Source organism: Bacillus sp. JK74, assembly GCF_053663395.1.
Genome location: NZ_JBSJQB010000002.1, coordinates 963,431 through 987,563, shown reverse-complemented (window position 1 = coordinate 987,563; position 24,133 = coordinate 963,431). Strand labels below are relative to the sequence as shown.

Below are 24,133 nucleotides of genomic sequence, written 5' to 3'. Positions count from 1 at the left end.
GCCGCTCATTATATCATTCAAAGCAGCGGGGAAAAGAATGCCTGTGAATAAACGGGAAATGGTGGGCAACATATTCATTGACCAAAGAAACACTTACGAACTGAAACAGCTCCCAATTGACTGAGGCAATGAATGACATGTTTTCCCTCCTTTTTTCCTAGGGTATGTGAAATAGGAAAAAAGGGTGACGGCATAAAAGAAGACGCGGTATCCCGCGCCTTCTGTAAGCCATTTATTGAGTTATTGTACGCCTTGGCCGCCCATGTTCTGCTGTGCGAAAGATACTAAACGTTTCGTGATTTCTCCTCCGACAGAACCGTTTGCACGAGAAGTTGTTTCTCCGCCAAGGTTTACGCCGAACTCAGAAGCAATTTCGTATTTCATTTGGTCGATTGCTTGAGCAGCGCCGGGTACTAATAGTTGGTTTGAAGAGTTGTTGTTTGCCATTTGTATGATCTCCTTTATTAAGTAGTATGGTTGGGTTTGCTGGATTTGCACCAGCCGATGATTTTCGGAATGAAAACCATTGCCAGCTCGGCTTCACCCAATGCTGTTTGCCGCTTTGTACTACGTATTATGGTGAATCAAACGGCATCTCATTCGGAAAACCGGGTGGTAAATAGCGGAAGGGAAAAGAAAAGCCCAGCCTGATGCGGCTGAGCTTTTAGCTTTCAGTCATATATGTGATAAAGCATTAATTCATGCAGCTCTTTTACGAGAGCCGGCTCTTCTTTTCCCGGATGTGTGTGTCCCCATTCAATGTCACCGGACTTATGGTAAATCCCTTCGTAATGCGTACCCTGCCAGTAAAATGAAATCCGCCATCCGGGCAGTTTCTCTTTTTTGAATAACGGTTTCCAGCTGAAGTGCGAAATCATGACGTTCACGCTCCTTGTAGGAAATGTTGATCTTGTTCATTGTAGCTCATCATTCTGTGCCTGTCCCGGGTAAACCCAAAAAAAGACAGCCTCACCGCCAAAGTTTTTCCGGGGCGGTGATGGACCGTTCTGATAAATAGGACGCGTATTCAAAATTTCTCCGTTTTGTCAGGTAATCGACCGATCTCAGCTTCGGATGGGAAAAAATGCTGCGCCCGGGGCGGGAATTGGCTTCAAACATCCAAACTTTCCCTGAATGATCGACGCCGAGGTCAAAACCGATTTCGCCGATAAAACCTTCAATGTGCTCATTTAACACGCGGCTGACCGCCAAGGCGGCTTTTGAAAGTTTCCGCATCATGCCGACTCTCTCTCGCGGATCGCCGTATAATTCAGCTAACGTCCTGACTTCTCCGCCGGTTGCCAGATGCGTCGTGATGCTGTTTTCACCGGAAATTTTTGCCGCGATGGCCGTCACTGTCCATTTTCCCTCGGCGTTTTTATTCGTGTGCACCCTGAAATCGACGGGGCGTCCATCCAGCCGGATCAGGTCAATGCCTTGCTGAATTAAAAATGCGGACGGGTCATTGTTTTCTTTAAATGATTTCATGAAGGATGCCGCATCTGAATACTCTGCCGTCACCACCGTTTTTTCCTCATTCGTGTGTTTGACAGATAAGCCGGCATCTGTTTTTTCCACCCTGTAAATCCCCGTTCCGAGTGCGCCGTCTGCAGGTTTGATATAGACGGTGTCAAATGTGTTGCATAACGTCTCTAACGCTTCTGCATTCGGGTGCAGGACAGATTTTGGCAGAAGTGAAGCGGTGAGGCTGTTTTTTTCCAGAAGCTTATGAATGTCCCATTTATTAAAGAATTGAGGATTAAACCACGGAATCTGATAGTCATTCATCAGCCTCTGTTTTGTCTGCTGTAAAAGCGGAACTCCTTCCGTTTTTCGGCTCGGAAGCCTGTCATATACGACATTCGGAAGCGGGACGGCCGTCCGTTTCCAGCTGTTTTCTTTATAAATCAGCGCTTGGACGGTGCCTTCTTCCCAGTTGATCTGATGAGCCCCGAAAACGAAACAATATCCGTTCGCCTGTTCATGAAGTGAGAGCATCTTGGAAAAGAAGGCTGTACGGTCTCTTAACGGGCGGGACGGCGATGATGTGAACCCGGCTGTGAAAACGCCGATCAGCGGTCCGATGTGCACCGTCTGGCCGTGTATGAGAAAGTCAGCCCGGCTTTTATACGGTATCAACAGCTCCTCAAACAAATCTTCAGAAAGGAGCGCGCTTTTTTCAAGTGATTGAGAAAAGGCTACACGGCATTTGACAACCTTGGTCCCGAAGGCAGCGGATAAAAGCCCTTCCCGTTTCATGGAGGAGGGGAGAAACAGCGTATTTTTGCTTTTTTTATCGATGCCGACAATCATCCCTTTATGATTCACGCGGTAATACTCCTTTCCTGCTTTCCTGTGACTGAAGTTCGCGGAAGCGTCTCAGCGGACCCGTATACAAATCCTCTTTCGCCTCCGGAGCCACGCTTAAAATAGCTTTCCGTCCCGGCTTTGAATTGACATCCAAAAGCCAGATGCGTCCGTCTTTGGCATAACAAATATCGAGCCCCAGCTCAAACAGCGGTCCGAACCGTTCATCAAGGAAATAAGGGACGGATTGGGTGATCGAAAAGACATCATCCAATAAAACGGCCTGCTGCTTTCTCGGAATTTCCTCAAACCATGTGTCAAACTTAATCGGTTCTGATCCTCCGGGCAAATGAGATAAAAGACCGTTCTGATAACCCCTTCTGACCGCTTTTCCGACCGTTTCCCAAACGCCTGACTCCGTTTTGCGCATGAAAATGCGGATGTCGCACGGATGCCGTTCTTTATCCTGGATATTTAAGTAGGATTGAAGCAAATAGCGGTGCTGCAGCACTTTTTTGCACCAAGACTTAAAAGACACGTGATTGGAAAATGATTTTGTTTGTTTGTTTTTTCCGATATAGTAAGTGGCCGTAATTGATTTTTTGCCTGTTTCAAGCAGGATGATGCCTCTGCCTCCCGCGCCGAAAGCGGGCTTAAGTATACATGCTTTTTCCTTGGCTAAGTATGATTGCACCTGTTCATAGCGGCTGACTTCGGCCGTTTCAGGAATATAGGGACTGATCAGGTGATGCTTTTGGAGCGCATCCGTGACCGTCCATTTATCAGGAAGCCCCCGCCCGATAAATTCCGTTTTCGGATATTTTTTCAGCCATTCGACGATCGGTTTGGCTTTTTGCGCTTCAGCGGATTTTCCGTAAAAACAGCGGTCGTAAATATATTCGGGAATATCGATTTCCGTTTCGTTCCACTTTCTGCTTTGCGGGTGATAGACGAGCGCTTTCACGCGCAAAGAATCCGGAAATATATCAAACGGTGTAAAGCGGGCTAAGCGCACATTATATTGAGGCGCTCTTTCAGCCAATTCCCCGGCGTAATCTTCTTCGTGCCGGCGGGATACAGACATAAAACCGAGTGTTGTCATATTATTACTCCCCCTTTATTCAAAAAGCCGCTGATGGAACGGCCCTTCCATCCAATAAATATGCTAAGCGCATCATAAAAGATGATCTACTGTAAAGAGTACGAAACAGCATCTTGCCTTATTCCTCACAAACAACAATTCAGGTTCTTCATTTGCCCGCATGCCCGCCAGCCTCTATAATACGAATAGATATATCATCAAGAAAATAGAACATAAGATGGAGGCAGAAGAAAAGGAATGGGCATAGCAGGAACGTTTCTATTTATGATTGTGATCGGAGCCGCGATCGGCGCGGTGACGAATCATCTTGCCATTCAGATGTTATTTCGTCCGTACCGGCCGTATTACCTGTTCGGAAAACGGGTTCCGTTTACGCCGGGGCTGATCCCGAAAAGACGGGATGAATTGGCAAAACAAATGGGGCTCATGGTGACGAACCACCTTTTAACCCCGGAAGGAATAAAAAAGCGGCTTTTATCAGATACCGTTAAAAACCAGGCGCTTCTTTTCGCCGAACAATTCACGCAAAAAATGGCCGCTTCCGAGATGACGGTGCACGAAGCTTTGGCCGCCGCGGGCATCCGGAATCCGCAGGAAAAGACGGATGCCTGGATTGATCGTTTTACCGATGAAAAGCTTTCGGACCTGTACCGGAAATATGAGCACCGCGCCATAAAAGACTGGCTTCCTGATGAGCTGCAGGAAAAGCTGGATGAAAAAATCCCGCTGGCCGCAGATTATATCCTGAAGCGGAGCATTGATTATTTTGAGAGCGAAGAAGGGAAAGACAGGCTCGGAAATATGATTGACGACTTTTTGAATTCCCGGGGGATGCTCGGCGGCATGGTGCAGATGTTCCTCGGCAATTCAAGCTTGGCAGACCGTGTGCTGCCTGAGCTGTTAAAGTTTTTGCGCAATGAGGAAACGAAAAAGCTTCTGGCTGATCTGCTTTCTCAAGAATGGGGCAAGCTCAAATCTTATACACTTTATGAGGCCGATGAAAAGTGGAATGCGAAAGATCTGCTGTTCAGCATGAAAAAGCGGGCTTTGGCCGCACTTCAAACCGCGCCCTTTTTCGAATGCCGGATCGGTGACATCATCTCCCGTTATGAAGGGGAGATTACGGGGACGTACGCGCCGAAGCTGCTTGATGCGGCACTCGGCAGTATTGCCGCTCATTTGGAGGATGTGCTGAAACGGCTGCGTCTTGAGGAAGTGGTCAAAGAGCAGGTTGATCAGTTTCCCGTTGAACGGCTGGAAGAAATGGTGCTGTCGATTTCCAAGAGAGAATTTAAGATGATAACGTATTTAGGCGGTCTGCTCGGCGGGATAATCGGAGCAATTCAGGCTTTGTTTGTCATTCTTTTCTAAGGAAAACATACGCCGATGATGAAAGTCGCTCCGCAGTCTGTTATAGTGGAGTGGTATGTCCGAAAGGAAGAAAGGAGCGGTTACTATGGCAGTTCATTTTTATGATGCAGCATATGATCTTGAAAAAGCTTTGCGAAACAGTGATGAATACAGCCGTCTGAGAGGGCTTTATGATCAAGTAAACGCAGATGAATCCGCAAAACGCATGTTTGATAACTTCCGCAATGTACAGCTGCAGCTGCAGCAGAAGCAGATGTCAGGTGAAGAAATCACTCAGGAAGAGGTAGAGCAGGCACAAAAAACCGTTGCTCTCGTACAGCAGCATGAATTGATTTCTCAGCTGATGGAAGCGGAACAGCGCATGAGCATGCTGATCGGCGAGTTAAACAAAATCATTATGAAACCTCTTGAAGAGCTTTACGGCAGCCCGCAATAAGCTTCAAACCCCTCCATCTATGAAATGGAGGGGTTTTTTTATTCAACAGAAAAATCAAGAGAACCTTTTACCGTTCCGTTAATGATGACAGACAGAGTGTGAATTCCCCGATAATGCTTGCGGGTGGTTAAATCTTTAAGGGAATGATGTTTGCTGAAGGCTTTTACGTCTCCGTTATCCATGGCGGACTCCGACATCTTAAACACCTTGCGGCTGCGGTGCCCCCTTTTCTTTACAAAATCAATCGCGTATTCAACCCTGACTTTTTGCCGGGCGGATGAGCGGATCTGAAAAGAAAAATGTATGCTTGTTCCGATGGCGGCCGTTTCCGGATTCAGTGTAAAACGTTCCAATGAAATCCGGGAGGCGTCTTCAAACCCGAAAATCGCAAGCGCCTGTTTGTCTCCTCTTTTTAACAGTGTCCTGCAGGCGTGCTTCAAAATCCAATCCGTGTGCGGACAGCTTCCGAACCGCTCGGCTGCGATCTGTGCCAGAAGATCCGGATGTGTTTTGGAGATGTCATTCAGGTTATTCGCCACGCTTTTTCTGACATATAACGAGTCATCCTGCATCAAGCGGTCCAGAACAGGGAGAATCGGAGAAGGATCTTCAAGAAGAGCCGGAATGGAGCTTCCCCACGGCAGTCGCGGTCTTGAGCCTTCGCTGGCAAGCCTTCTGACATGTTCGTCCGGATGCTCCGTCCAGGAAAGGAACTCTTTGAACATCCGCTCCCGGTCAAGCCTGATATACGGGCGGACCGCAAATTCGGAAGTGGAAAAACGAGTGAAAAACTGAAGCGCCTTCATTGATTCTTCCCAGTGATCCGTTCCGTACTGTTGGACATAATCGGGAAAAATAATCCCGGCGAGCCCTGTGAAATGGGGAGCTGTCTCATATAAGACGTCAAGCGCCCGTATGTAATCCTTCGGCAGTGTTTCATATAAAGAGTCTGTGATCCGGCGCATCCGCTGTTTTAACGTCAGTCCGGGCCAATCTTCCTGAAATATCAGCGCCCGGCACTTGTCCCGCTCAAAAGCCGGGTACGCCGATTTGATTCTGTTCAGAAGTGCTTCTGCAAATTCTTCGTTATAAATATCTTTTAATAGAGACATAACAGTCACCGCTTTTTTTCTCTTATTATATGCGAATATACGTTCCCTTTCAACTTTATCATACATTCAGCACAGATATTTCCCCTGATTTTTTTAGTTAAAAAAACCCTTGTTTTTTAACAATATTATTGAGATAATAACTCTGAAAGCGCCTACACTTACAGATGATCTAAGGATACGGTCGCCTATACTGCCTGGTATGTTAAGGGGTAGCAACAGAGAGTAAGTGAAACGAGCGCATCAACGGTCAAATAAGGGGTTCCTGATATATTTCGTAAATAGAAATGCACATTGGGGAGAAGGCAGCAAATCGATCGTATCCCAACAAAACGACAGTTCAAAGTCTGCTTGAGGCAGGCTTTTTTGCTGCGGAGAAAAGGTTGTTCTAAACAAAGAGACAGGGTCATATCCTAATGACAAGTACAGTCATCAAGGAGGGGGACTTCTCTGTGTCAAAACAAATGCTGGCGTTAAATATAGACGGAGCGCTTCTTCGCTCCAACGGCAAACTTCATCAGACGACAAAGGATGCCATCGAATACGTCAAGAAAAAAGGGATTTACGTCACACTGGTCACAAACCGCCATTTTCGCTCCGCTCAAAAAGTGGCGAAAATATTAAAGCTTGATGCAAAATTGATTACCCACAGCGGCGCATACATTTCTGAAAAAATAGATGAGCCGTTTTTTGAAAAGAAAATATCAGAAGATCACACGTTTAATATCGTTCAGGTGCTGGAAAGCTATCAATGCAATATCCGGCTTCTTCACGAAAAATATTCGATCGGAAACAAGAAGAAAGTGAACTCCAATCTGGTCGGAAAAACGATGATTCATCCGTCTGACCCGATTTTTTATCCGGTGCAGTTTGTCGAATCATTAAGTGACCTGCTCCTTGATGAGCCGGTTTCAGCGCCCGTCATTGAAGTGCATGCTGAAGATGGCCTGCAGGCTGATATAACGGATACGATAATGAAAGCATTCCCGGCCGTCGATGTGATCCGCGTCAACGGAGAAAAACTGAACATCGTGCCTAAAGGGGTTTCAAAAGAAAGCGGACTTTCGATGGTCGCCGCTGATCTCGGGCTTTCAATGGAAGAGGTTGTAGCTATCGGCCATCAGGAAGATGATCTGCCGATGATCGAGCTGGCCGGTCTCGGCGTCGCGATGGGGAATGCCTCAAATGAATTAAAAAGAAAAGCGGACTGGGTGACAAGGTCAAATGATGAACAGGGAGTCGCCTATATGATTAAGGAATATTTCCGCATGCAGCACCGCAAAGGCTTTCTCGATAAGTTCCATATGAAACGGCCGTAATCAAGAGCCGCAGACGCGAAACGCCGGTCTGCGGCTTTTTCGCGGATTGATTTTAGCCTGTTCTTTCTGTACACTAAAGAAAGTTTTGAATCTGAAAAATAAGGTGATCACATTGCAAATAAAAATAGACGGCATAACGGATGACAGGCTGCATCGTCCGCTGCAAAACATCGCGAATTTATTTTTTGAAGAGTGTGTTCTTGCGTACGGCGAAACGGAGGAACCCTCTGATCTCGTCATCTCACTTGCCATTTCTCAAGATGCAGACAGCGTGTCGGTATCCGGAGAAATCAAAGGAACCGGCGAAAAGGAACATCACACGAAACCGCTTCTTGCCGGATGGAGCGAAAAAGAAGTATTTAAACAGGTGAAAAACACGCTGTCATATGTCTACTTAAATCTTCTTCAATCACATACGGGCATGACACAAAAATGGGGAATCTTAACCGGCATCAGGCCTACTAAACTTCTTCATAAAAAGCTGCAGAGCGGCCTGACAAAAGAAGAGGCGCATGCCGATCTGAAAAAAGACTATCTGATCCATGATGAAAAAATCAATCTGATGCAGGAGATTGTCGACCGCCAGCTCGCTGCGGTTCCCGATCTGTACCGGGTCAAAGATGAAGTCAGCATATATATCGGCATCCCGTTCTGCCCGACGAAATGCGCCTACTGCACGTTTCCGGCTTATGCCATTCAAGGACAGGCGGGAAGAGTCGGCTCCTTTTTATGGGGGCTTCACTATGAAATGCAGAAAATCGGAGAATGGCTGAAGCGGCATGATATCAAAGTGACGACCATTTATTTCGGCGGCGGCACGCCGACAAGCATTACCGCTGAAGAAATGGATCTTTTATATGAAGAAATGGTCCGCTCTTTCCCGGATGTCGCGAATATCAGGGAGATTACCGTTGAAGCGGGCCGTCCCGACACGATTACGGAGGAAAAGCTGGCCGTTTTAAATAAGTATAAGATTGACAGAATCAGCATCAACCCGCAATCTTATGAAAACGAAACGCTAAAGGCCATCGGCAGACACCATACAGTTGAAGAAACCATCGAAAAATACCATCTTTCCCGCAAACACGGCATGAATAATATCAACATGGACCTGATCATCGGCCTGCCGGGAGAAGGGACGGCTGAGTTCAGGCACAGTCTTGAAGAAACGGAAAAGCTGATGCCTGAATCTTTGACCGTTCATACGCTTTCTTTTAAACGGGCGTCAGAAATGACGAGAAACAAGCATAAGTATAAAGTTGCCGACAGGCAGGAAGTATCCCGCATGATGGATGACGCCGTCCGCTGGACAAAAGAGCACGGCTATACGCCGTACTACTTGTACCGGCAGAAAAACATTCTCGGAAACCTTGAAAATGTCGGCTACTCCTTCCCGGGTCAGGAGAGCATCTACAACATTATGATTATGGAAGAAGTGCAGACGATTATCGGTATCGGCTGCGGCGCGGCAAGCAAATTCATTCATCCGGAAACCGGAAAAATCACGCACTTCGCCAATCCGAAAGATCCGAAATCATATAATGACCGATTCGAGCATTATACAGAAGAGAAAATCAAATACTTAGATGAGATGTTCGTCAAATCTGCATTATAATATCAAAAACGGCACAGAATCAGCGTGCCGTTTTTTTATGTTTAACCGTCTGTAAAAACGGGAAAAGTTCATCAGACTGTTATTCGCAAGAGGTGCATAATATGTATGATGTCATAGGAGCGGGAATCGGGCCGTTTAATTTAGGGCTTGCCGCATTGTTAGAGGATATACCCGGAACAGACGCTCTTTTTTTCGATAAAAAGAAAGAATTTGCGTGGCATCCCGGTCTATTAATTAAAGGGACGGATTTACAGGTGGCGTTTCTGGCGGACCTGGTCACGCTCGCCGATCCGAAAAGCCGCTACACGTTTTTAAACTTTCTCCATGAACATGACCGGCTGTACCGGTTTTATACGTTTAATGAATTTGATATTCCGAGACGGGAATTTAACGACTATTTAAGCTGGGCGGCTTCAGAAATCAAATCATGCCGTTTCGGCTCAGAGGTAATCGGCGTGAAAAATGCCGGCGGACATTATGAAGTCAGCGTCAAAAACATTGAGGACGGAAGCATCAGTGTCTATCAGACGAAGCATTTCGTCATGGGGACGGGGTCTGAACCGCTTATTCCCGCAGAGATTGATGACGGGGCGCGTCAGGACACGATGGTCAGCACGGAATATTTGTTCCGGAAAGACGAGCTCGCCGGCGCCGAATCAATTACAGTGGTCGGCTCCGGACAGAGCGCCGCGGAGATCTTTTCTGACTTATTGCATGATGAACAATACCGCCGCAGCCGGCTGCAATGGGTGACACGCTCCGCCGGATTTCGAGAATTGGAAACCGCCAAGCTCGGGCAGGAAATGTTTACACCTGATTATGTGGAATATTTTAACCGCCTGCCTTTTAAAGAACGGCTGAACACACTCCCTGAGCTGGACGGACTGCGCCACGGCATTGATTCTGACACACTTGCCGCCATTTACGATGCCCTGTATCACAGATCGATCAGCGGAGGTTCACCTGACGTGTATATTCAGCCGATGGCGGAGCTTGAAAAAATTGAAAAGCAAAACGGGCGCTGCGTACTGAGCTTTCATCAATGGCAGATGGATGAAACCTTTACGGCCGATTCAGAAAAAGTGATATTGGCGACCGGCTTTAAACCTCATATTCCGGAATGGTTTACGGCAATCGCCCCCGATATTGAATGGGAGGATGAGAAACGGTTTAAAGTGACGGCCGATTCCCGTCTTGTCTTTAAGGACGACAGGCGGCATCACTTTTTCACATTAACGAATCTTGATCATGCTCACGGAACGGGCGCTACGAATTTGAAGCTGTCTGTTTACAGAAACCAAAAAATCATCAATACCATTCTGGGAAAAGAGCATTTCTCCATTAATAAAAAAACGGCTTTTCAGCAATTTCTTCCCGCTCAAAAAAACTGACCTCTTATGAAGAGGTCAGCTTTTTTTTATGATTTCTGCGGCTTCTTTTCAGGCGTCTTCCATTTGAATATGCTGTTCAGCAGGAGATATATCCGCTTCGATTCTTTCGTGAGCAAAGGGCCGAAGATGGCCAGTATCAAAACATATAAGGCGGCGAAAGGTTTAAGTGAAGCGGACAGGCCGCCGGCGATGCCGAGATTTGCGACGATAATGGAGAATTCGCCGCGGGACACAATGGTCAGCCCGATATTGGACGATGCTTTATGAGAAAGCCCCGCCCGGCGTCCGGCGATCATGCCGGCGATAAAGTTTCCGGCAATCGTCAGCAGAACGGCGCCGAGGGCGAGCCATACCGCATCTCCGAGTGAAAACGGATCAATGCTGAGGCCGAAGCTGAAGAAAAACATGGCGCCGAAAAAGTCACGGAACGGCATGACAAGATGCTCAATCCTGTCAGAATGGGCCGTCTCCGAAAATACGAGTCCGAGCAAGAGCGCGCCGATCGCTTCAGCGACATGAATCGTTTCGGAAAAGCCGGCAATGAAAAAGAGCGCGGCGAAAATGACGATGACAAATACCTCGTTTGAACGGATATCAAGCAGCTTGTTCAGCAGAGGCGGCAATTTCCGGGCGGCAATGAAAAACAGCAGCATATATCCGAAAGCGATCACGATTGACATCAGCGCGCCCCCGACAGACGTCGCGTCTCCCAGAACAAGCCCGGAAACGACGGACAAGTAAACCGCCAGAAAAATATCCTCAAACATAATGATGCCGAGAATCAGCTCCGTTTCCGGATTGGCCGTGCGCTTTAAGTCGACAAGCACCTTTGCGACAATGGCGCTTGATGATATCGTGATGACGCCCGCCAATACAAGCACTTCCAAAAAGGAAAAGCCCGTGATAAAGCCGTAGATCAGCCCTAAACTGAAATTAATCAGAATATAAATCGTTCCGCCGGCGGCGATTGAACGTCCGGATTTGACTAATTTTCCGACCGAGAATTCAAGCCCGAGGTAAAAGAGGAGGAACAGGACGCCCATCCGTCCGAAAAACTCAATCACTTCCCGGCTTTCGATAAACGTCAGGTCAATGATGCCCGCTTGGGGCGCGTGCGGCCCGACAAGCATTCCTAAAATGATCAGGAAGGGGATGATCGAGAATTTAATTTTATTGGCGATGACACTCGCAATGGCCACAAGAACTAACGCCGTACCGACTTCAAATACGAGATGATCCATAAACAGATCACACTCCGTCTCTGGAGAGGAAGTCTTGGATCAGTTTTTTCAGATGCTTTCTTTCACCTGAGAGGACGAGTGTATCGTTTGCTTCAAGGAGCGAATCAGCGCCCGGGTTTAAAAACTTTTTCTGGTCATGCTTAATGATGGCGATAACAGTCACGTCATAGTTTTGGCGCACATCCAGTTCGCCGAGCGTCCGCCCTGCCGCTTTTGCCCCTTTTTCAACTTTAAACCATTCGATAATCAGATCGCTGAACGCCATTTCAATCGATTCAAGCGCCTGCGGTTTGTACACCATCCCGCCGATAATCGCGGCAATCTGTCTTGCTTCCGCATCATCAAGTGAAATGCTTGCCAGAAGCTCATCAGGGTCGCGGTCATCAAATCTGTAAATTTCCCGCCTGCCGTCATCATGAATGATGATCGTCATTTTTTCATGATTTCTCGTTTCGATTTCGAATTTTTTCCCGATGCCGGGCAGATCGTTTTCTTTAATATTCATAAAAAATCCCTCCGGAATATACTGTTTTTACACCGTAAATACAGATTGGCAATGAGAAATGGTCTGATGCCGGAGGTAATTTGACTGGTATTGTATCGGAATGGCGCATGTCCTTTCCAGTGTGGAATCAATGAATTGATCAAGAGGTTTGACAGATAACAGGGAGATTATCCGGGATAACGCACCGTATCCTTTTGACAGGCCTTGCGGAGCGGTTTTGGTTTGAACCGGCGTCTTTGCCGATTCCGTTTCCTGCGGGTAAACCGAAATTTGTACATGGCTGTCTGTTTCTGTCACCAATTGGGAAGGAAGAGCAACATCCGAAGGGGGGAACAGCACCATAAAAAAGCTCAGTAACAAGCTGAGTATCACATATTTCATTATCGGTGTTTTTCCCCCCTTTTGTTTTGTATATCAATTTCACTATATAAAAATGTATGTTCAGTTTCAAATGATATGCATTTTTCGGTATCTGTTGACCTTGAAAAATAAAGGAGTTTCGCTTTGGGGGAAGGAATATATCATTTGAACAAAATATGTAAGCGGATTCAAGGAGGGAGTAAACATGCAGTATATTCGTTATGAAGAAAAGGGAAAGATCGCAGAGATTGTGCTGAACCGGCCTGACAGTTACAACGCGCTGAATGAACAAATGCTCCGGGAATTGGAAAATGCATGCGTTATGGCAGCCGACAGTGAAGCGCTTATCGTCCTCTTGCGGGGGGAAGGCAGGGGATTTTCCGCGGGCGGTGATATCCAGATGATGACGTCTGATCATGATTCGGGAGAATATGAACGGCTCATGAAAATGATTGAATCCATTACGCTGACGCTCTATGATATGAAAAAAATTGTGATAGCCGCCATCCACGGAGCCGCGGCGGGGCTCGGGCTGAGTTTCGCGCTGTGCGCCGATGTGGTGCTCGCCGAAGAAAACGCCCGACTCGCGATGAATTTCATCGGCATCGGATTGGTTCCCGACGGTGGAGGCCATTATTTATTAATGAGACGCGTCGGTGAGATCGAGGCGAAAAAACTGATTTGGAGCGGTGAAAAATTGCCGGCTGAAAAAGCGGTGCGGCTCAAGCTTGCCGACGGGCTGTTCAGCGGCGGCCCTGCGGAGGGGGCACAACCGTATATCGACCGATTGCTGCATGCGCCGCTGTCAGCGATGATTGAAACGAAGGCTATTTATCAAAGTCTCCATATCAGCCGGTTAAAAGACGTTTTGTCTCTTGAACGAAAGGCCCAGGAAAATATGAGAAAAACGGATGATCATAAAGAGGGCATCCGCGCCTTTTTAGAAAAACGGACGCCTCAATTTAACCGGTAAAATACAGAAGCCGGAAAGCTTCTGTTATCTGTGGAATAAAATCAGCTTTCCGGCTTCATTTACCAAGCGGTGAGTACTGTTCTCAAGCTTTTTTTCCTTTAACAAAGCCTCTCCGGCGGCCTTCGCCTCCGCCTCATTATCTGCTTCGATCCGTTCATCCAGCAGCGTTTCTCCCGACGCATGGAATGCGGTCAATACATATTGTCCCATCATGTCACCCCCTTTATAGAATGATATTCTGATAAAGAATTTAAAATCCTCCATTAATTTTTACCCATTATTAGTATATAATGGGTCAAGGAAGGAGTTGGATTCGTGCTTACAATTGAAAATGTAACGAAAACATTCGGCAGCTTTACCGCTGTTGACAATTTGAACCTGCAAATACCTGAAAGGGAAATGTTCGGGCTGCTCGGCGCAAACGGCGCGGGAAAAACGACGACCTTTCGGATGATTTTAGGTCTTTTAAGCCTGACTGACGGGCATATCACCTGGAAAGGGAAGCCGGTCAATTATTCCATCAGTGAAAAAATCGGCTATCTCCCGGAAGAGCGGGGGCTGTATCCGAAAGTGAAGGTGAGTGACCAGCTTGTCTATCTGGCGAGATTAAAAGGAATGAGCAAAAAAGAGGCGGAAAAAGAGCTCATGACATGGCTCGAACGCTTCGGCATTACAGATTACAAGAATAAGAAAGTCGAAGAGCTGTCAAAAGGAAACCAGCAGAAAATCCAGTTTATTTCGGCCGTCCTGCATAAGCCTGAACTGCTGATTCTCGATGAACCTTTCAGCGGTCTTGATCCGGTGAATGTCGAGCTGCTGAAAGAAGCGGTTATTTCTTTGAAAAACAGCGGCGTTTCCATCGTTTTTTCAAGCCACCGAATGGAGCATGTGGAAGAACTTTGTGAGAATTTGTGCATTCTCCAGAAGGGAAAACCCGTCGTTCAAGGCAATCTGAAAGACATTAAGCGGTCTTTCGGCAAAAAAAATGTCACCGTTCATTCAGATGATGACCTCAGCTTTTTAAAAACGCATGAAGGTGTCGTGAAATGGAAGGAAACAAATGACGGAATCAGACTGCAGGTCGCGAATGAACCGGTTTCGCAGGATATTTTCCGGGTGCTGCAAGGGAAAGGTTTTATACGGAAGTTCGAATTGGAAGAGCCGTCACTGCATGATATTTTTATAGAAAAGGTGGGGGCCGTATATGAATAAATTTTGGATTATGCTGTTTCATACATATAAAAACAAAATCACGACAAAGTCATTCATTATTTCGACCGCTATTACCGTTTTATTAGTATTAGCGGTGACCAACCTGCAATCGATTATTTCCGTGTTTCAATCGGATGACGGCAAGCAGCAAATCGCGGTGATTGATGAAACGGGCGGGCTGTACCCGGCGTTTGCAAAACAGCTTAAAGCGGCCGATACAGACAATGATCTGCAGGCAATGGAGACGAAGGAGTCCGAAAAAGATGCCGTAAAGCGTGTCAAAGACGGTGAATGGGACGGACTGTTTATCATCAGACAAGATCAAAAAGGAACGATAACAGGAGCCTACAAAGCGCTGACCATTTCTGATGAATCAGCGTATAAACTTCTCAAACAGGCTTTAACCCAGACAAAAACCGCTGTCGAAACCGCCAAGCTCGGCATTTCGGCAGAAAAAGTCAGCAGCCTCTACACTCCGCCGGAAGTCAGCAAAAGCGCGCTGGAAAAAGGGGCGAAATCTGAGGAAGAGCTCGGTCAGGTAATGGGGCTTGTCTACATCATGCTGTTTGTCATCTACTTTTCAGTCTTCATGTACGCAAGTATGATTGCGATGGAAGTGGCGACGGAAAAATCGTCCCGCGTCATGGAAATTTTAATTTCAAGCATGCCGCCGATTCAGCAGATGTTTGCCAAGCTGTTCGGTATCGCGCTCGTGGGGATCACACAGTTTGCGGTGCTGATTGCAGCGGGTTATTTCTCACTGAAGCTGAACCCTCAAAATGATGCGTCGTCGCCGATCAGTGCATTTCTTAATTTTACGGATGTTCCCGTCTCGACGATTGTCTATGCCGTCATTTTCTATTTGCTCGGCTATTTTCTTTACGCGACGCTTGCCGCGTTTCTCGGCAGTGTTGTCAGCCGGATAGAGGACGTGCAGCAGACGATTCAGCCGATGATTTTTTTAATCATGGCAGGTTTTATGATCGCCATGTTCGGCCTCGGCAATCCTGACGCCGGTTTTATTACCGTTACCTCTTATATACCGTTTTTCACGCCGATGATTATGTTTTTGCGTGTCGGGATGCTTGATATCCCGTTTTGGCAGGCTGCGGCCGGAATCGCCCTGACACTGCTCACTATCGTGATCTTTGCGGCGGTCGGCGCGAAAATTTACAAAGGCGGCGTTTTGATTTACGGAAACGCCGGCGGATTCAAAGCGATCAAACAAGCGCTGCGCATCTCCAAAAAATAAGTGAAACAGCCCGGAACAGCCGGGCTGTTTTTTTATTTTGCAGAACGTGCATTCGTATAAAAACGGTGCTAAAATAAGGGTAATTCAATTTGCAGAAAGGGGAGGGCGAGATGGCTGATCTGACGTTTATTCATGCCGCTGACCTGCATCTGGACAGCCCGTTTTACGGCATTTCGAATCTGCCTGAACCGGTATATGCGCGTATTAAAGAAAGCACATTTCACAGCGTCCGCCGTCTGACGGACGGGGCACTGCGGGAGCAGGCAGATTTCGTGCTGCTTTCGGGGGATCTGTTTGACGAAGCCAACAGAAGTTTAAAAGCCCAGCTGTTTTTGAGAAAACAGTTTACGAGATTACAGGAAGCGGATATCCAAGTGTTCGTCATATTCGGCAACCATGATCATTTGGGCGGTAAGTGGACGCCGATTGAATGGCCGGAAAATGTACATATATTCACCTCGGGTACACCGGAGGAAAAATCTTTCTTTAAAAACGGAGAGCTTGCGGCAAGCATATACGGATGCAGCTATCAGGAAAGAAGCGTAACGGTCAATCAGGCGGCCCGTTACCGGAAAATGACCGGCGCGCCTTATCATATCGGCATGCTCCACGGCATGTTATCAGGAGCGGAAGGGCATGACCCGTACTGCCCGTTTACGAAAGAAGACCTTGAAAAAAGCGGCATGGATTACTGGGCGCTCGGACACATTCATAAACGGCAGGTTCTGTCCGCCCAGCATCCCGCCGCTATTTACCCCGGGAATATTCAAGCCCGGCATTTAAAAGAAACCGGGCCTAAGGGATACTATCTCGTCCGGGCGGCAAACGGTGAGATGTCTTGGGAATTCAAAGAAGCGCATGATGTGTTATGGGAGGAAATTGATCTTGATATCTCCGGAGCTGAACATATGACTTCACTTCTGAAAGCCGCATCGGATACATTCTCAGGCTTGCGCGCGGCGGGCCGCCCGGCATGTGTCAGGCTGGTGCTTCGCGGCGCGGCGCCCCGCTTTTGGACGGAGGCGCCCGCAGGCATCGCAGAGGAGTTTCTTTCCGCTTTACAGGAGGAAGAGGCCGAAGAGGAATGTTTCGTCTGGCCGCTCGCGCTTGAGGATCGGACGGATGATACAGACAGCGTGCCGCCCGATCCGTTTTTTAAAGGGCTGCTTCAGGACATAGAACAATGCGCGGACATGAGCGGTGTATTTGAAGCCCTTGAGCGTCACCCCGTATATCGGCGTCAGATCACTTCATTTACAGATGAAGAGATACTGGATATTAAGCAACAGGCTCAAGCCGTTTTAAGACGCCAGATGAAGGAGATTCAGCGATGAAAATAACGGCGATGCATATTTACCAATACGGAAAATTTTCCGATCGAAGTTTTCAGCTGTCAGATTCTCCCGTGCAAGTGATCTACGGATTAAATGAAGCGGGTAAAACGACATTGATGTCCTTCATCAAAAGCGTGCTGTTCGGTTTTCCGAAATCAAAAAAATACGAACCGAAAAACGGCGGGGTTTACGGCGGCACTGTGGAATTGAAGCATGGCGATCACGGTGCCGTCAAAATCGAACGGACAAAAGGCGCTGCCGAAAAAGTCAGAGTGTATACGGCTTCAGGCGAAATCAAGGACGGAGAATGGCTCAAACAGCTTCTCTCCGATACAGACCGGGCGCTGTACGAAGCGATCTATTCGTTCGATGTATTCGGACTGCAGGAGATTCAAGCTTTTAACCGGGACAAAATCGGCGAGTTTCTCCTGTATTCGAGCTTATTCGGGTCGGAAGCGGCGGCAAAGCTTGACGGGCGGCTGGCAAAAGAACTTGACAGGATGTATAAGCCGAACGGGCGGAACCCCCGCTTAAATCAGGAGTTGGATACATTAAAGCGGCTCAGCGCCCAGCTGAAACAGGCGAAAGCTGCGGAAGCGGGCTATCACAGCCTTCTGGAAGAGAAAAAAAGCGCCGGCGGCCGTTTGCAGGATGCCGAAGCACGATTGAAAGACATAACTGAAGAAATCAAAACAGTAAAATCGGCGATAGAAGCAAAGCCGCTCGCAGACAAAAAAACAGCCTTGGAAAGTGAACTTTCATCTTATCCGGAAGCATTGAAGCAATTCCCGAAGGACGGGATGCATCAGCTTGAAAAATACGAATCGCATCTCCATCCGAAAGCGGCCCGTCTTGAGGGACTTCGGGCAAAAGCGGCTGAACTCAGGCGGCAGGCTGAGCTGCTCGCTCCAAATGAGGACTTGCTGCAAACAGAGCGGCAGCTGCAGGAGCTTTCCGGCGAGCAGCATATGTACGAATCGCGCGGTGAACAGCTTGCCGCCATCCAATCACAGATCCGGCAGACATCTGCCCGTGTTTCGTCAGGATTGCAGCAGCTCGGAAGACATGAGGAAGACGGCATTCTTTCGCTGAACACCGATTATGAATATGAATGGCGGCTGCAGGAAGCCGTGCAGAGCGCCGGACAGGCAAGAGAAAGAAAGACACAGCTTGATGCGATTTTCGAACAAGCGCGGCTGGAGCTGGAAGAAGCCGAACGAAAACATGCCTTGACGGCGGAAAACATTTTGGACCCCGCTGTCAGGAAAGAAAAAGAAGCCGCTTTACAATCATATAAGCAAACAGCTGATACAGAAGGAAACGAATGGCAGGCACATGTACAGCAGCTGGAAAAACAGCGCGCCAAACAAAAAAAGCTCTTTCTCGGTGCGGGCATTCTGTTCATTGCGATTTTCGCTATGTTAAAGGAATGGCTGCCCGCCGCCCTTTTTACCGGCGCTCTGCTGCTGTATATGCTGTCCGGCATACAAAAGCCGCTGCCGTCAAAAAGAGGAGGGCCCGGACACAAGAAAAAGAAGCCGACGATCTCCAAAGAAGCGGCTGATCTTCTGCAGGAAGAGCTTTGGCGTGACGGCCGGCACCGGCAGCAGCTGATTGCGGATCAAGCCGTGCTTGAACAGAAAGAAGCGGCATATGAAAGAGTCATCCGCCAATATGAAGAATGGGAGGCGGAAATGGCGCCGTCTGAAAAACAGGCGGAACTTTTTATGAAGGAACTGGGGTTTTCAGGAAGTCCTTCCCATCTTCTTGACGCATATCATGTGATGAAAGATGTCAAAAAAGAAATCCTTAACAAGCATGAGCTGACCATTGAAGCGGGCCGGCTGCAAAAGCTGCAAAGAGCATTTGAGGACCGGGTCAAAAAGCTGAGTCCTTCAGACGGAAGGGAGCTGTCCGTAAAAGAAAGACTGCGCGTTTTGCTGGCGCAGGCGGAACGGGCCCGTGAGGAAGCAAAACGAAAGCAGGCGCTCGAAACGGATCTGCTGCATGCACAAGAGCAAATGCGTGAATTAAATGAAGAAGTTCATTACTACGAACAGCAGGTCAAACAGCTTTTCATGGCGGCAGGCGCAAAAAACCGCGAACACTTTTGTGAACTCGCCAGGCTGAATGAAAGCCGCCGGGAAACAGAGCGGCAGCTGCGCGAAATCAAAACGCACTTGTCCGGCATAGGCGGAAAACAGCTTGAGCCGTATATGAGCCGCACAGTGTCCGAACTTGAACATACAGTCGTTCAGAAGGAAACAGAGAAAAAAACGCTTGAGGAAAAAAGCGCGCAGCTCCGTGAGAAAACGGCTTTATTAACGGTGAAACAAGAGCAGCTGGAGTCCTCGGGACTTGTATCCGATTTAAAACAGCAGACAGAAATGCAGAAGGAGCGCGTGAAAAAAACCGCTAAAGAGTGGGCCGCATTACAGACGGTCAGACACATCATCAGGGAAAAAATGGAGCGGCATAAAAAAGTGACGCTTCCCCGTCTGTTAGAAACCGCCGGTGCATTATACGGACCGCTTACGGACGGACGCTATCACAAATTGTATTTCTCCGAGGCGGATGATTCCATTATGGTCATGCGGAAAGACGGAACGGTGTTTTCTGCAGGCGAACTGTCACAGGCGGCATGCGAGCAGCTTTATGCGGCGATCCGTTTTGCCCTTGCGTCAGAGAGAGAATCTGCGGTATCATTGCCGTTTTTACTTGATGACAGTTTTGTCCATTTTGACAGGCAGCGGCTGCAGCGGCTGTTTGATGTGCTGAATCAGCTCTCAGAAGGCGGGCGGCAGATACTTTATTTCACCTGCCATGAGCATGTCAGCCGGTCTTTTCACAGCGGACAAGTCATGCGGCTCCTGTCATAAAAGAGTTTATTTTCAAAAAAGAGGTATGTGCTATACTGGTATTATGTAAGATATGGAGGGAGCTTTTAATAGAATGGCAAAAGGTATTATGCTGCACGAGGTCGGCGAGCAGGTCGATCAGTACTTTCTGATTAAATCTTCGACTAAAGGAATCGCAAGCAACGGAAAACCATTCCTGACGTTAATGCTGCAGGACCAATCAGGAGATATCGAAGCGAAGCTGTGGGATGCCAAACCGACTGATGAAGTAACGTACGCGGCGCAGACGATCGTGAAGGTGATCGGAGATGTCCATCACTATCGCGGACGAAACCAGCTTAAGCTGAGAAACATCCGGCCGGCCGGCGAGAACGAAAATGTCAGTATTGATGATTTTCTGGAAACGGCGCCGATTCCGAAAAATGAAATGATGGAAACCGTCACTCAATACATTTTTGAAATGAAAAATCCAAACATCCAGCGGATCACAAGACATCTGGTCAAAAAATATGCGGCGGAGTTTATGGATTACCCGGCGGCGGCTAAAAACCACCATGAGTTCGTCTCCGGGCTCGCGTATCATGTAGTGTCCATGCTGAACCTGGCAAAAGCGATTGCCGATCTGTATCCGTCTCTTGACCGGGATTTACTGTATGCCGGAGTCATTCTGCATGATCTCGGCAAAGTAAAAGAGCTTTCAGGCCCCGTCTCCACGACGTACACCGTGGAAGGGAACCTGCTCGGGCACATTTCGATCATGGTGACAGAGCTTTCAAAAGCGGCCGAAGAGCTTCAGATTGACGCTGAAGAAGTGCTGATTCTGAAGCATTTGATTTTAAGCCATCACGGAAAAGCGGAATGGGGAAGCCCGAAACCGCCGATGGTGAAAGAAGCGGAAATTCTGCACTACATTGACAATCTGGATGCAAAAATGATCATGATGGACAGAGCGCTGGAACGGGTGAAGCCGGGCGAATACACAGAGCGTGTATTTGCGCTTGAAAACCGTTCTTTCTACAAACCGACGTTCCATCAATAAGATAAAAAGGCCGATTCTCTATGATCGGTCTTTTTTACGTTCAGCTCTCATAACTTGTCTTTATCAAGCATAGCTTAGAATAAAGACTCTTGGTGAAAAAGGGAGGAAACCGACGTGCTATTTTTTCCTTGGTGGGTATACCTTTGCATTATCGGAATTATTTTCAGCGCCTATAAGCTTTTCACAACAGCTAAAGAAGAGGAAAAGCTTGACCAGTCGTTTATTGAAAAAGAAGGAAGGGTGTATATTGAACGGATGGAACAGGAACGCGAGCGCCGTATGGCGGCGCCCGTAAGTGAAAACGCGGATGCGGAAGAAAACTCCAATCATTCCATCGCATAAAAAAACTGTGCGGCTCGCCGAGAGCCCGCACAGTTTTTTTATTTAGATTCAGAAGAAGTTGAAGTGTTAAACGTGTCTTTTAAGTCTTTGTCTTCCACTTTTACGTCAGCTTTTTTCATGACTTTTTGAATTGCCGCCTGTACAGCTGAGTTGTCGTTTAATTTCTGTTTAAGAACTTCTTCTTTCAGTTCTTTTTTCATGTCATCATATTTGCCGCGTTCTTCTGTCTTTTTGATGATATGATAACCGAATTTTGTTTTGACCGGATCGCTGACTTGTCCGACTTTCAGACCGAATGCAGCTTTGCTGAATGTTTCATCCATTGACTTTTTATCGAACCAGCCAAGGTCGCCGCCGTTGTCTTTTGAGTTGTCAGTTGAATATTCTTTCGCAAGCGTTTCAAACTTCTCGCCTTTTTTCAGCTTTTTCTCCACTTCGTCAGCTGTCTTTTTGTCAGCGACAAGGATGTGGCTCGCACGGATTTTACCTTTTAAGCCGTCGTAATATTCTTTCGTATCAGCGTCAGTCACTTTGATGTTGTCTTTCGCCGCTTTTTGTGCAAGCAGTTCGTACTTCACCTGATCTTTCAGGTAATCTTCGCCGTACTGCTGTTTAAGGGCGCTGTACTGATCGCCGAGCTGCGTTTTGTACTCTTTCAGCTTGTTATCGATTTCTTTATCCGATACTTTGTATTTTTTTGCTAATACTTTTTCTTGTACGAGCTGTGTCAGCACACTTGCGCCCGCGGTTTTTTTCATATTCGTGTAGAGCTCGCCTTTTGTTACATTTCCGGCATCCGTCTTGGCAATCACGTCGTTGTCGCCGCTGCTGCAAGCGCTGAGAGCCAGGACGCTCGTTGCCGTAATAGCTGCTATCGCGATTTTCTTCATTCCTTTAAACACTCCTAATCATCCAAATTAAATTGCATATGCGTATCATAACATATTGTGGCTTTCTGTAAAAAGATTTTAAATAAAGGGCATTCGTCTAGTCAAACTTTTTCCTGATACATACAAATATATTGATCATGAAAAGGAGGTAATGAACCATGGGCGGAGGATATTCAAACGGTTTCGCACTGCTCGTAGTACTGTTCATATTGCTTATCATCGTAGGTGCAGCTTACATTTGTTAAGCGAAACGGATCGCTTTTTCTAAAAGCGGTCCGTTTTCTTACCCGGGCGCCTAATCGTTTCAGAAGTAAATTGCATATGATGTAATTGGAAAAATAAAACGTTTTGTAGGAGGTGCTTTTGGAGATGGGTGAAGTATTTGCAGGCGGTTTTGCATTATTGGTTGTTCTGTTCATCTTATTGATCATCATCGGCGCTTCTTGGCTTTATTAAGAAAAAAATATGGCTGTCGGGGGTCAGACCTCCGTCAGCCATATTTTTTTGCCTGTTTACACAGTAAAGGAGATCTCGACGAATGAAGAGATCAGTAAAATTAAAATAGATACATTAATAAAACGGAATACCTTATCCTGCCGGTCTTCAGGAATCTCTCTGACAAGGCATAATGTATTTGTGAGCCTGTTTATGAAATAAAGAATAAACAGGGCAGCCACGATAAAATAGAATAAAATGATGGGAGATTCCCCCTCTCTCTGAACTGCTCCCATATTACATTACCAAATATTTATTAAAAAAGATAGAATGTAACCTGAAAAATCAGCGGGATATCAAGACTCCGGCACTTTTTTTACTAATATATCAAAACCGTCGGATTCCTGGTCAATCAGACATGATTTGGGCGCTTTGACCAGGTGCAGCGCAAACAGAAGATCAGGCAGGCAATAACCCGCATGAATGCTCGAAATCATATAAAAGTAATGAGCGTGTCTCGGAAATGCCAGTCCGGCATAAAACAATAACGGCGTAATGAATAAAAACGGGCTGATCGTAGAAATCAGCATCGTCGTTTTCGGTATGCCTTTCCATGTCGGCATCCGCAAGAAGTACATTTTCATTTCCTTTTTTCTTTTTTTACAGATCATCGGCAGGACATGTATGACTTTATGTACAAATAAAGTAACAACGAGCAGAACACAAAAAGCAAACACGTGCCCGTCACTTAAACTGATATTCGGACGCAGCAGCCCGAATGCCAAGAAGTTGCATATAAAAAACAGGATCATAAAACCTACAGCAGTCAATAATAAACGAACCGCACCATAATCTTTGATCAGATTAATGGTTTTCCAGCAATTCATCAGAGTCATCCTTCCGTACAAAGATGGAATACAATCTCAAAATAATTTACTCTCTTCAGGAGAAAAAATCAATCCTTTTTTAAAGAAAAAAAATAACCCCGGAAAGGGAAGAACAGAAGAGCTCGGTGAAACATGGAAATGTACGGTTTAACCTT

The 24,133-nt window shown here is 47.0% G+C and carries 27 protein-coding genes; 14 read left to right on the top strand and 13 right to left on the bottom strand.

Annotation, left to right across the window (positions count from 1 at the left end):
• Positions 1-13: 13 nt before the first annotated feature.
• The 5 genes from ACWJJ5_RS09460 to ACWJJ5_RS09440 all read right to left on the bottom strand — a co-directional run bounded on the left by ACWJJ5_RS09460 (position 14) and on the right by ACWJJ5_RS09440 (position 3,409).
• Complete coding sequence (locus ACWJJ5_RS09460) at positions 14-139, bottom strand: hypothetical protein (RefSeq protein ID WP_003155283.1); 126 nt, start codon at positions 137-139, stop codon at positions 14-16.
• A gap of 101 nt (positions 140-240) precedes the next feature.
• Complete coding sequence (locus ACWJJ5_RS09455) at positions 241-447, bottom strand: alpha/beta-type small acid-soluble spore protein (protein WP_003155280.1); 207 nt, start codon at positions 445-447, stop codon at positions 241-243.
• Between the two features lie 224 nt (positions 448-671).
• Positions 672-887 (bottom strand): YheE family protein, encoded by a 216-nt coding sequence (locus tag ACWJJ5_RS09450; protein ID WP_012117190.1) that lies wholly within the window; start codon positions 885-887, stop codon positions 672-674.
• Positions 888-969: 82 nt separating this feature from the next.
• Positions 970-2,328: a YheC/YheD family endospore coat-associated protein gene (locus ACWJJ5_RS09445; protein WP_053573527.1), complete on the bottom strand. Its 1,359-nt coding sequence runs from the start codon at positions 2,326-2,328 to the stop codon at positions 970-972.
• Positions 2,318-3,409: a YheC/YheD family endospore coat-associated protein gene (locus ACWJJ5_RS09440; RefSeq protein WP_033574471.1), complete on the bottom strand. Its 1,092-nt coding sequence runs from the start codon at positions 3,407-3,409 to the stop codon at positions 2,318-2,320. Before ACWJJ5_RS09440 ends, ACWJJ5_RS09445 begins: the two co-directional genes overlap by 11 nt.
• A gap of 237 nt (positions 3,410-3,646) precedes the next feature.
• Between ACWJJ5_RS09440 and ACWJJ5_RS09435 the strand changes: the two genes are divergently transcribed.
• Both ACWJJ5_RS09435 and ACWJJ5_RS09430 read left to right on the top strand, forming a co-directional pair.
• A complete protein-coding gene (locus ACWJJ5_RS09435; RefSeq protein ID WP_033574472.1) occupies positions 3,647-4,780 on the top strand; it encodes a DUF445 domain-containing protein in 1,134 nt (377 codons plus the stop codon).
• Between the two features lie 85 nt (positions 4,781-4,865).
• Positions 4,866-5,216, top strand: coding sequence for a YlbF family regulator (locus ACWJJ5_RS09430; protein ID WP_007409239.1), 351 nt, complete (start codon positions 4,866-4,868; stop codon positions 5,214-5,216).
• Positions 5,217-5,254: 38 nt separating this feature from the next.
• On the opposite strand, the gene ACWJJ5_RS09425 is transcribed toward ACWJJ5_RS09430, so the two are convergent.
• Positions 5,255-6,394, bottom strand: a complete 1,140-nt coding sequence (locus tag ACWJJ5_RS09425) for a DNA alkylation repair protein (protein WP_454022370.1) — start codon at positions 6,392-6,394, stop codon at positions 5,255-5,257.
• 383 nt (positions 6,395-6,777) lie between these two features.
• On the opposite strand from ACWJJ5_RS09425, the gene ACWJJ5_RS09420 reads away from it, so the two are divergent.
• The 3 genes from ACWJJ5_RS09420 (at position 6,778) to ACWJJ5_RS09410 (ending at position 10,650) form a co-directional block, all read left to right on the top strand.
• Positions 6,778-7,644: a Cof-type HAD-IIB family hydrolase gene (locus tag ACWJJ5_RS09420; protein WP_031378450.1), complete on the top strand. Its 867-nt coding sequence runs from the start codon at positions 6,778-6,780 to the stop codon at positions 7,642-7,644.
• Between the two features lie 112 nt (positions 7,645-7,756).
• Positions 7,757-9,259 carry a coproporphyrinogen III oxidase gene (locus tag ACWJJ5_RS09415; protein WP_007409236.1) on the top strand — a complete coding sequence of 501 codons (1,503 nt, stop codon included), beginning with the start codon at positions 7,757-7,759 and terminating at the stop codon, positions 9,257-9,259.
• Positions 9,260-9,360: 101 nt separating this feature from the next.
• Complete coding sequence (locus ACWJJ5_RS09410; RefSeq protein WP_003155267.1) at positions 9,361-10,650, top strand: lysine N(6)-hydroxylase/L-ornithine N(5)-oxygenase family protein; 1,290 nt, start codon at positions 9,361-9,363, stop codon at positions 10,648-10,650.
• A 26-nt stretch (positions 10,651-10,676) separates the two neighbouring features.
• Here the strand turns inward: ACWJJ5_RS09410 and ACWJJ5_RS09405 are convergent, their stop codons facing one another.
• The 3 genes from ACWJJ5_RS09405 to ACWJJ5_RS09395 are packed head-to-tail and all read right to left on the bottom strand — an operon-like array spanning position 10,677 to position 12,777.
• A complete protein-coding gene (locus tag ACWJJ5_RS09405; protein ID WP_454022369.1) occupies positions 10,677-11,891 on the bottom strand; it encodes a cation:proton antiporter in 1,215 nt (404 codons plus the stop codon).
• Between the two features lie 7 nt (positions 11,892-11,898).
• Positions 11,899-12,396, bottom strand: a complete 498-nt coding sequence (locus tag ACWJJ5_RS09400) for a cation:proton antiporter regulatory subunit (protein WP_003155265.1) — start codon at positions 12,394-12,396, stop codon at positions 11,899-11,901.
• A gap of 27 nt (positions 12,397-12,423) precedes the next feature.
• Entirely contained in the window at positions 12,424-12,777 is a 354-nt protein-coding gene (locus ACWJJ5_RS09395) for a hypothetical protein (RefSeq protein ID WP_454022368.1), read from the bottom strand.
• Between the two features lie 184 nt (positions 12,778-12,961).
• Here ACWJJ5_RS09395 and ACWJJ5_RS09390 point away from each other — a divergent pair, with 184 nt between their 5' ends.
• Positions 12,962-13,729, top strand: coding sequence for an enoyl-CoA hydratase (locus ACWJJ5_RS09390; RefSeq protein ID WP_007409232.1), 768 nt, complete (start codon positions 12,962-12,964; stop codon positions 13,727-13,729).
• A gap of 24 nt (positions 13,730-13,753) precedes the next feature.
• On the opposite strand, the gene ACWJJ5_RS09385 is transcribed toward ACWJJ5_RS09390, so the two are convergent.
• Complete coding sequence (locus tag ACWJJ5_RS09385) at positions 13,754-13,939, bottom strand: YhzD family protein (protein ID WP_003155259.1); 186 nt, start codon at positions 13,937-13,939, stop codon at positions 13,754-13,756.
• 105 nt (positions 13,940-14,044) lie between these two features.
• Between ACWJJ5_RS09385 and ACWJJ5_RS09380 the strand changes: the two genes are divergently transcribed.
• The 6 genes from ACWJJ5_RS09380 to ACWJJ5_RS09355 all read left to right on the top strand — a co-directional run bounded on the left by ACWJJ5_RS09380 (position 14,045) and on the right by ACWJJ5_RS09355 (position 21,766).
• Positions 14,045-14,941: an ABC transporter ATP-binding protein gene (locus ACWJJ5_RS09380; protein ID WP_454022367.1), complete on the top strand. Its 897-nt coding sequence runs from the start codon at positions 14,045-14,047 to the stop codon at positions 14,939-14,941.
• Entirely contained in the window at positions 14,934-16,193 is a 1,260-nt protein-coding gene (locus ACWJJ5_RS09375; RefSeq protein WP_146276445.1) for an ABC transporter permease, read from the top strand. The genes ACWJJ5_RS09380 and ACWJJ5_RS09375 overlap by 8 nt, the downstream gene beginning before the upstream one ends.
• A gap of 110 nt (positions 16,194-16,303) precedes the next feature.
• Positions 16,304-17,527, top strand: a complete 1,224-nt coding sequence (locus ACWJJ5_RS09370; protein WP_070081578.1) for a metallophosphoesterase family protein — start codon at positions 16,304-16,306, stop codon at positions 17,525-17,527.
• Positions 17,524-20,406 carry an AAA family ATPase gene (locus ACWJJ5_RS09365; RefSeq protein WP_454022366.1) on the top strand — a complete coding sequence of 961 codons (2,883 nt, stop codon included), beginning with the start codon at positions 17,524-17,526 and terminating at the stop codon, positions 20,404-20,406. Before ACWJJ5_RS09370 ends, ACWJJ5_RS09365 begins: the two co-directional genes overlap by 4 nt.
• Positions 20,407-20,479: 73 nt before the next feature.
• Positions 20,480-21,424, top strand: coding sequence for a 3'-5' exoribonuclease YhaM (gene yhaM / locus ACWJJ5_RS09360; RefSeq protein WP_003155251.1), 945 nt, complete (start codon positions 20,480-20,482; stop codon positions 21,422-21,424).
• Positions 21,425-21,538: 114 nt separating this feature from the next.
• Positions 21,539-21,766 (top strand): sporulation YhaL family protein, encoded by a 228-nt coding sequence (locus tag ACWJJ5_RS09355; protein ID WP_025649547.1) that lies wholly within the window; start codon positions 21,539-21,541, stop codon positions 21,764-21,766.
• 38 nt (positions 21,767-21,804) lie between these two features.
• Here ACWJJ5_RS09355 and ACWJJ5_RS09350 read toward each other — a convergent pair whose 3' ends face one another.
• Positions 21,805-22,656, bottom strand: a complete 852-nt coding sequence (locus ACWJJ5_RS09350; RefSeq protein WP_003155249.1) for a peptidylprolyl isomerase — start codon at positions 22,654-22,656, stop codon at positions 21,805-21,807.
• A gap of 158 nt (positions 22,657-22,814) precedes the next feature.
• Here ACWJJ5_RS09350 and yhzE1 point away from each other — a divergent pair, with 158 nt between their 5' ends.
• The gene (gene yhzE1, locus ACWJJ5_RS09345; RefSeq protein ID WP_017417375.1) at positions 22,815-22,901 is read left to right on the top strand and encodes a sporulation protein YhzE1; all 87 of its coding nucleotides are present in this window, start codon (positions 22,815-22,817) and stop codon (positions 22,899-22,901) included.
• Positions 22,902-23,025: 124 nt separating this feature from the next.
• Complete coding sequence (gene yhzE2, locus ACWJJ5_RS09340; protein ID WP_003155248.1) at positions 23,026-23,112, top strand: sporulation protein YhzE2; 87 nt, start codon at positions 23,026-23,028, stop codon at positions 23,110-23,112.
• A 56-nt stretch (positions 23,113-23,168) separates the two neighbouring features.
• Here the strand turns inward: yhzE2 and ACWJJ5_RS09335 are convergent, their stop codons facing one another.
• Together ACWJJ5_RS09335 and ACWJJ5_RS09330 are read right to left on the bottom strand one after the other, a co-directional pair.
• The gene (locus ACWJJ5_RS09335) at positions 23,169-23,387 is read right to left on the bottom strand and encodes a hypothetical protein (RefSeq protein WP_003155245.1); all 219 of its coding nucleotides are present in this window, start codon (positions 23,385-23,387) and stop codon (positions 23,169-23,171) included.
• A 60-nt stretch (positions 23,388-23,447) separates the two neighbouring features.
• Entirely contained in the window at positions 23,448-23,978 is a 531-nt protein-coding gene (locus ACWJJ5_RS09330) for a DUF3267 domain-containing protein (protein ID WP_007409225.1), read from the bottom strand.
• Positions 23,979-24,133: the final 155 nt, after the last annotated feature.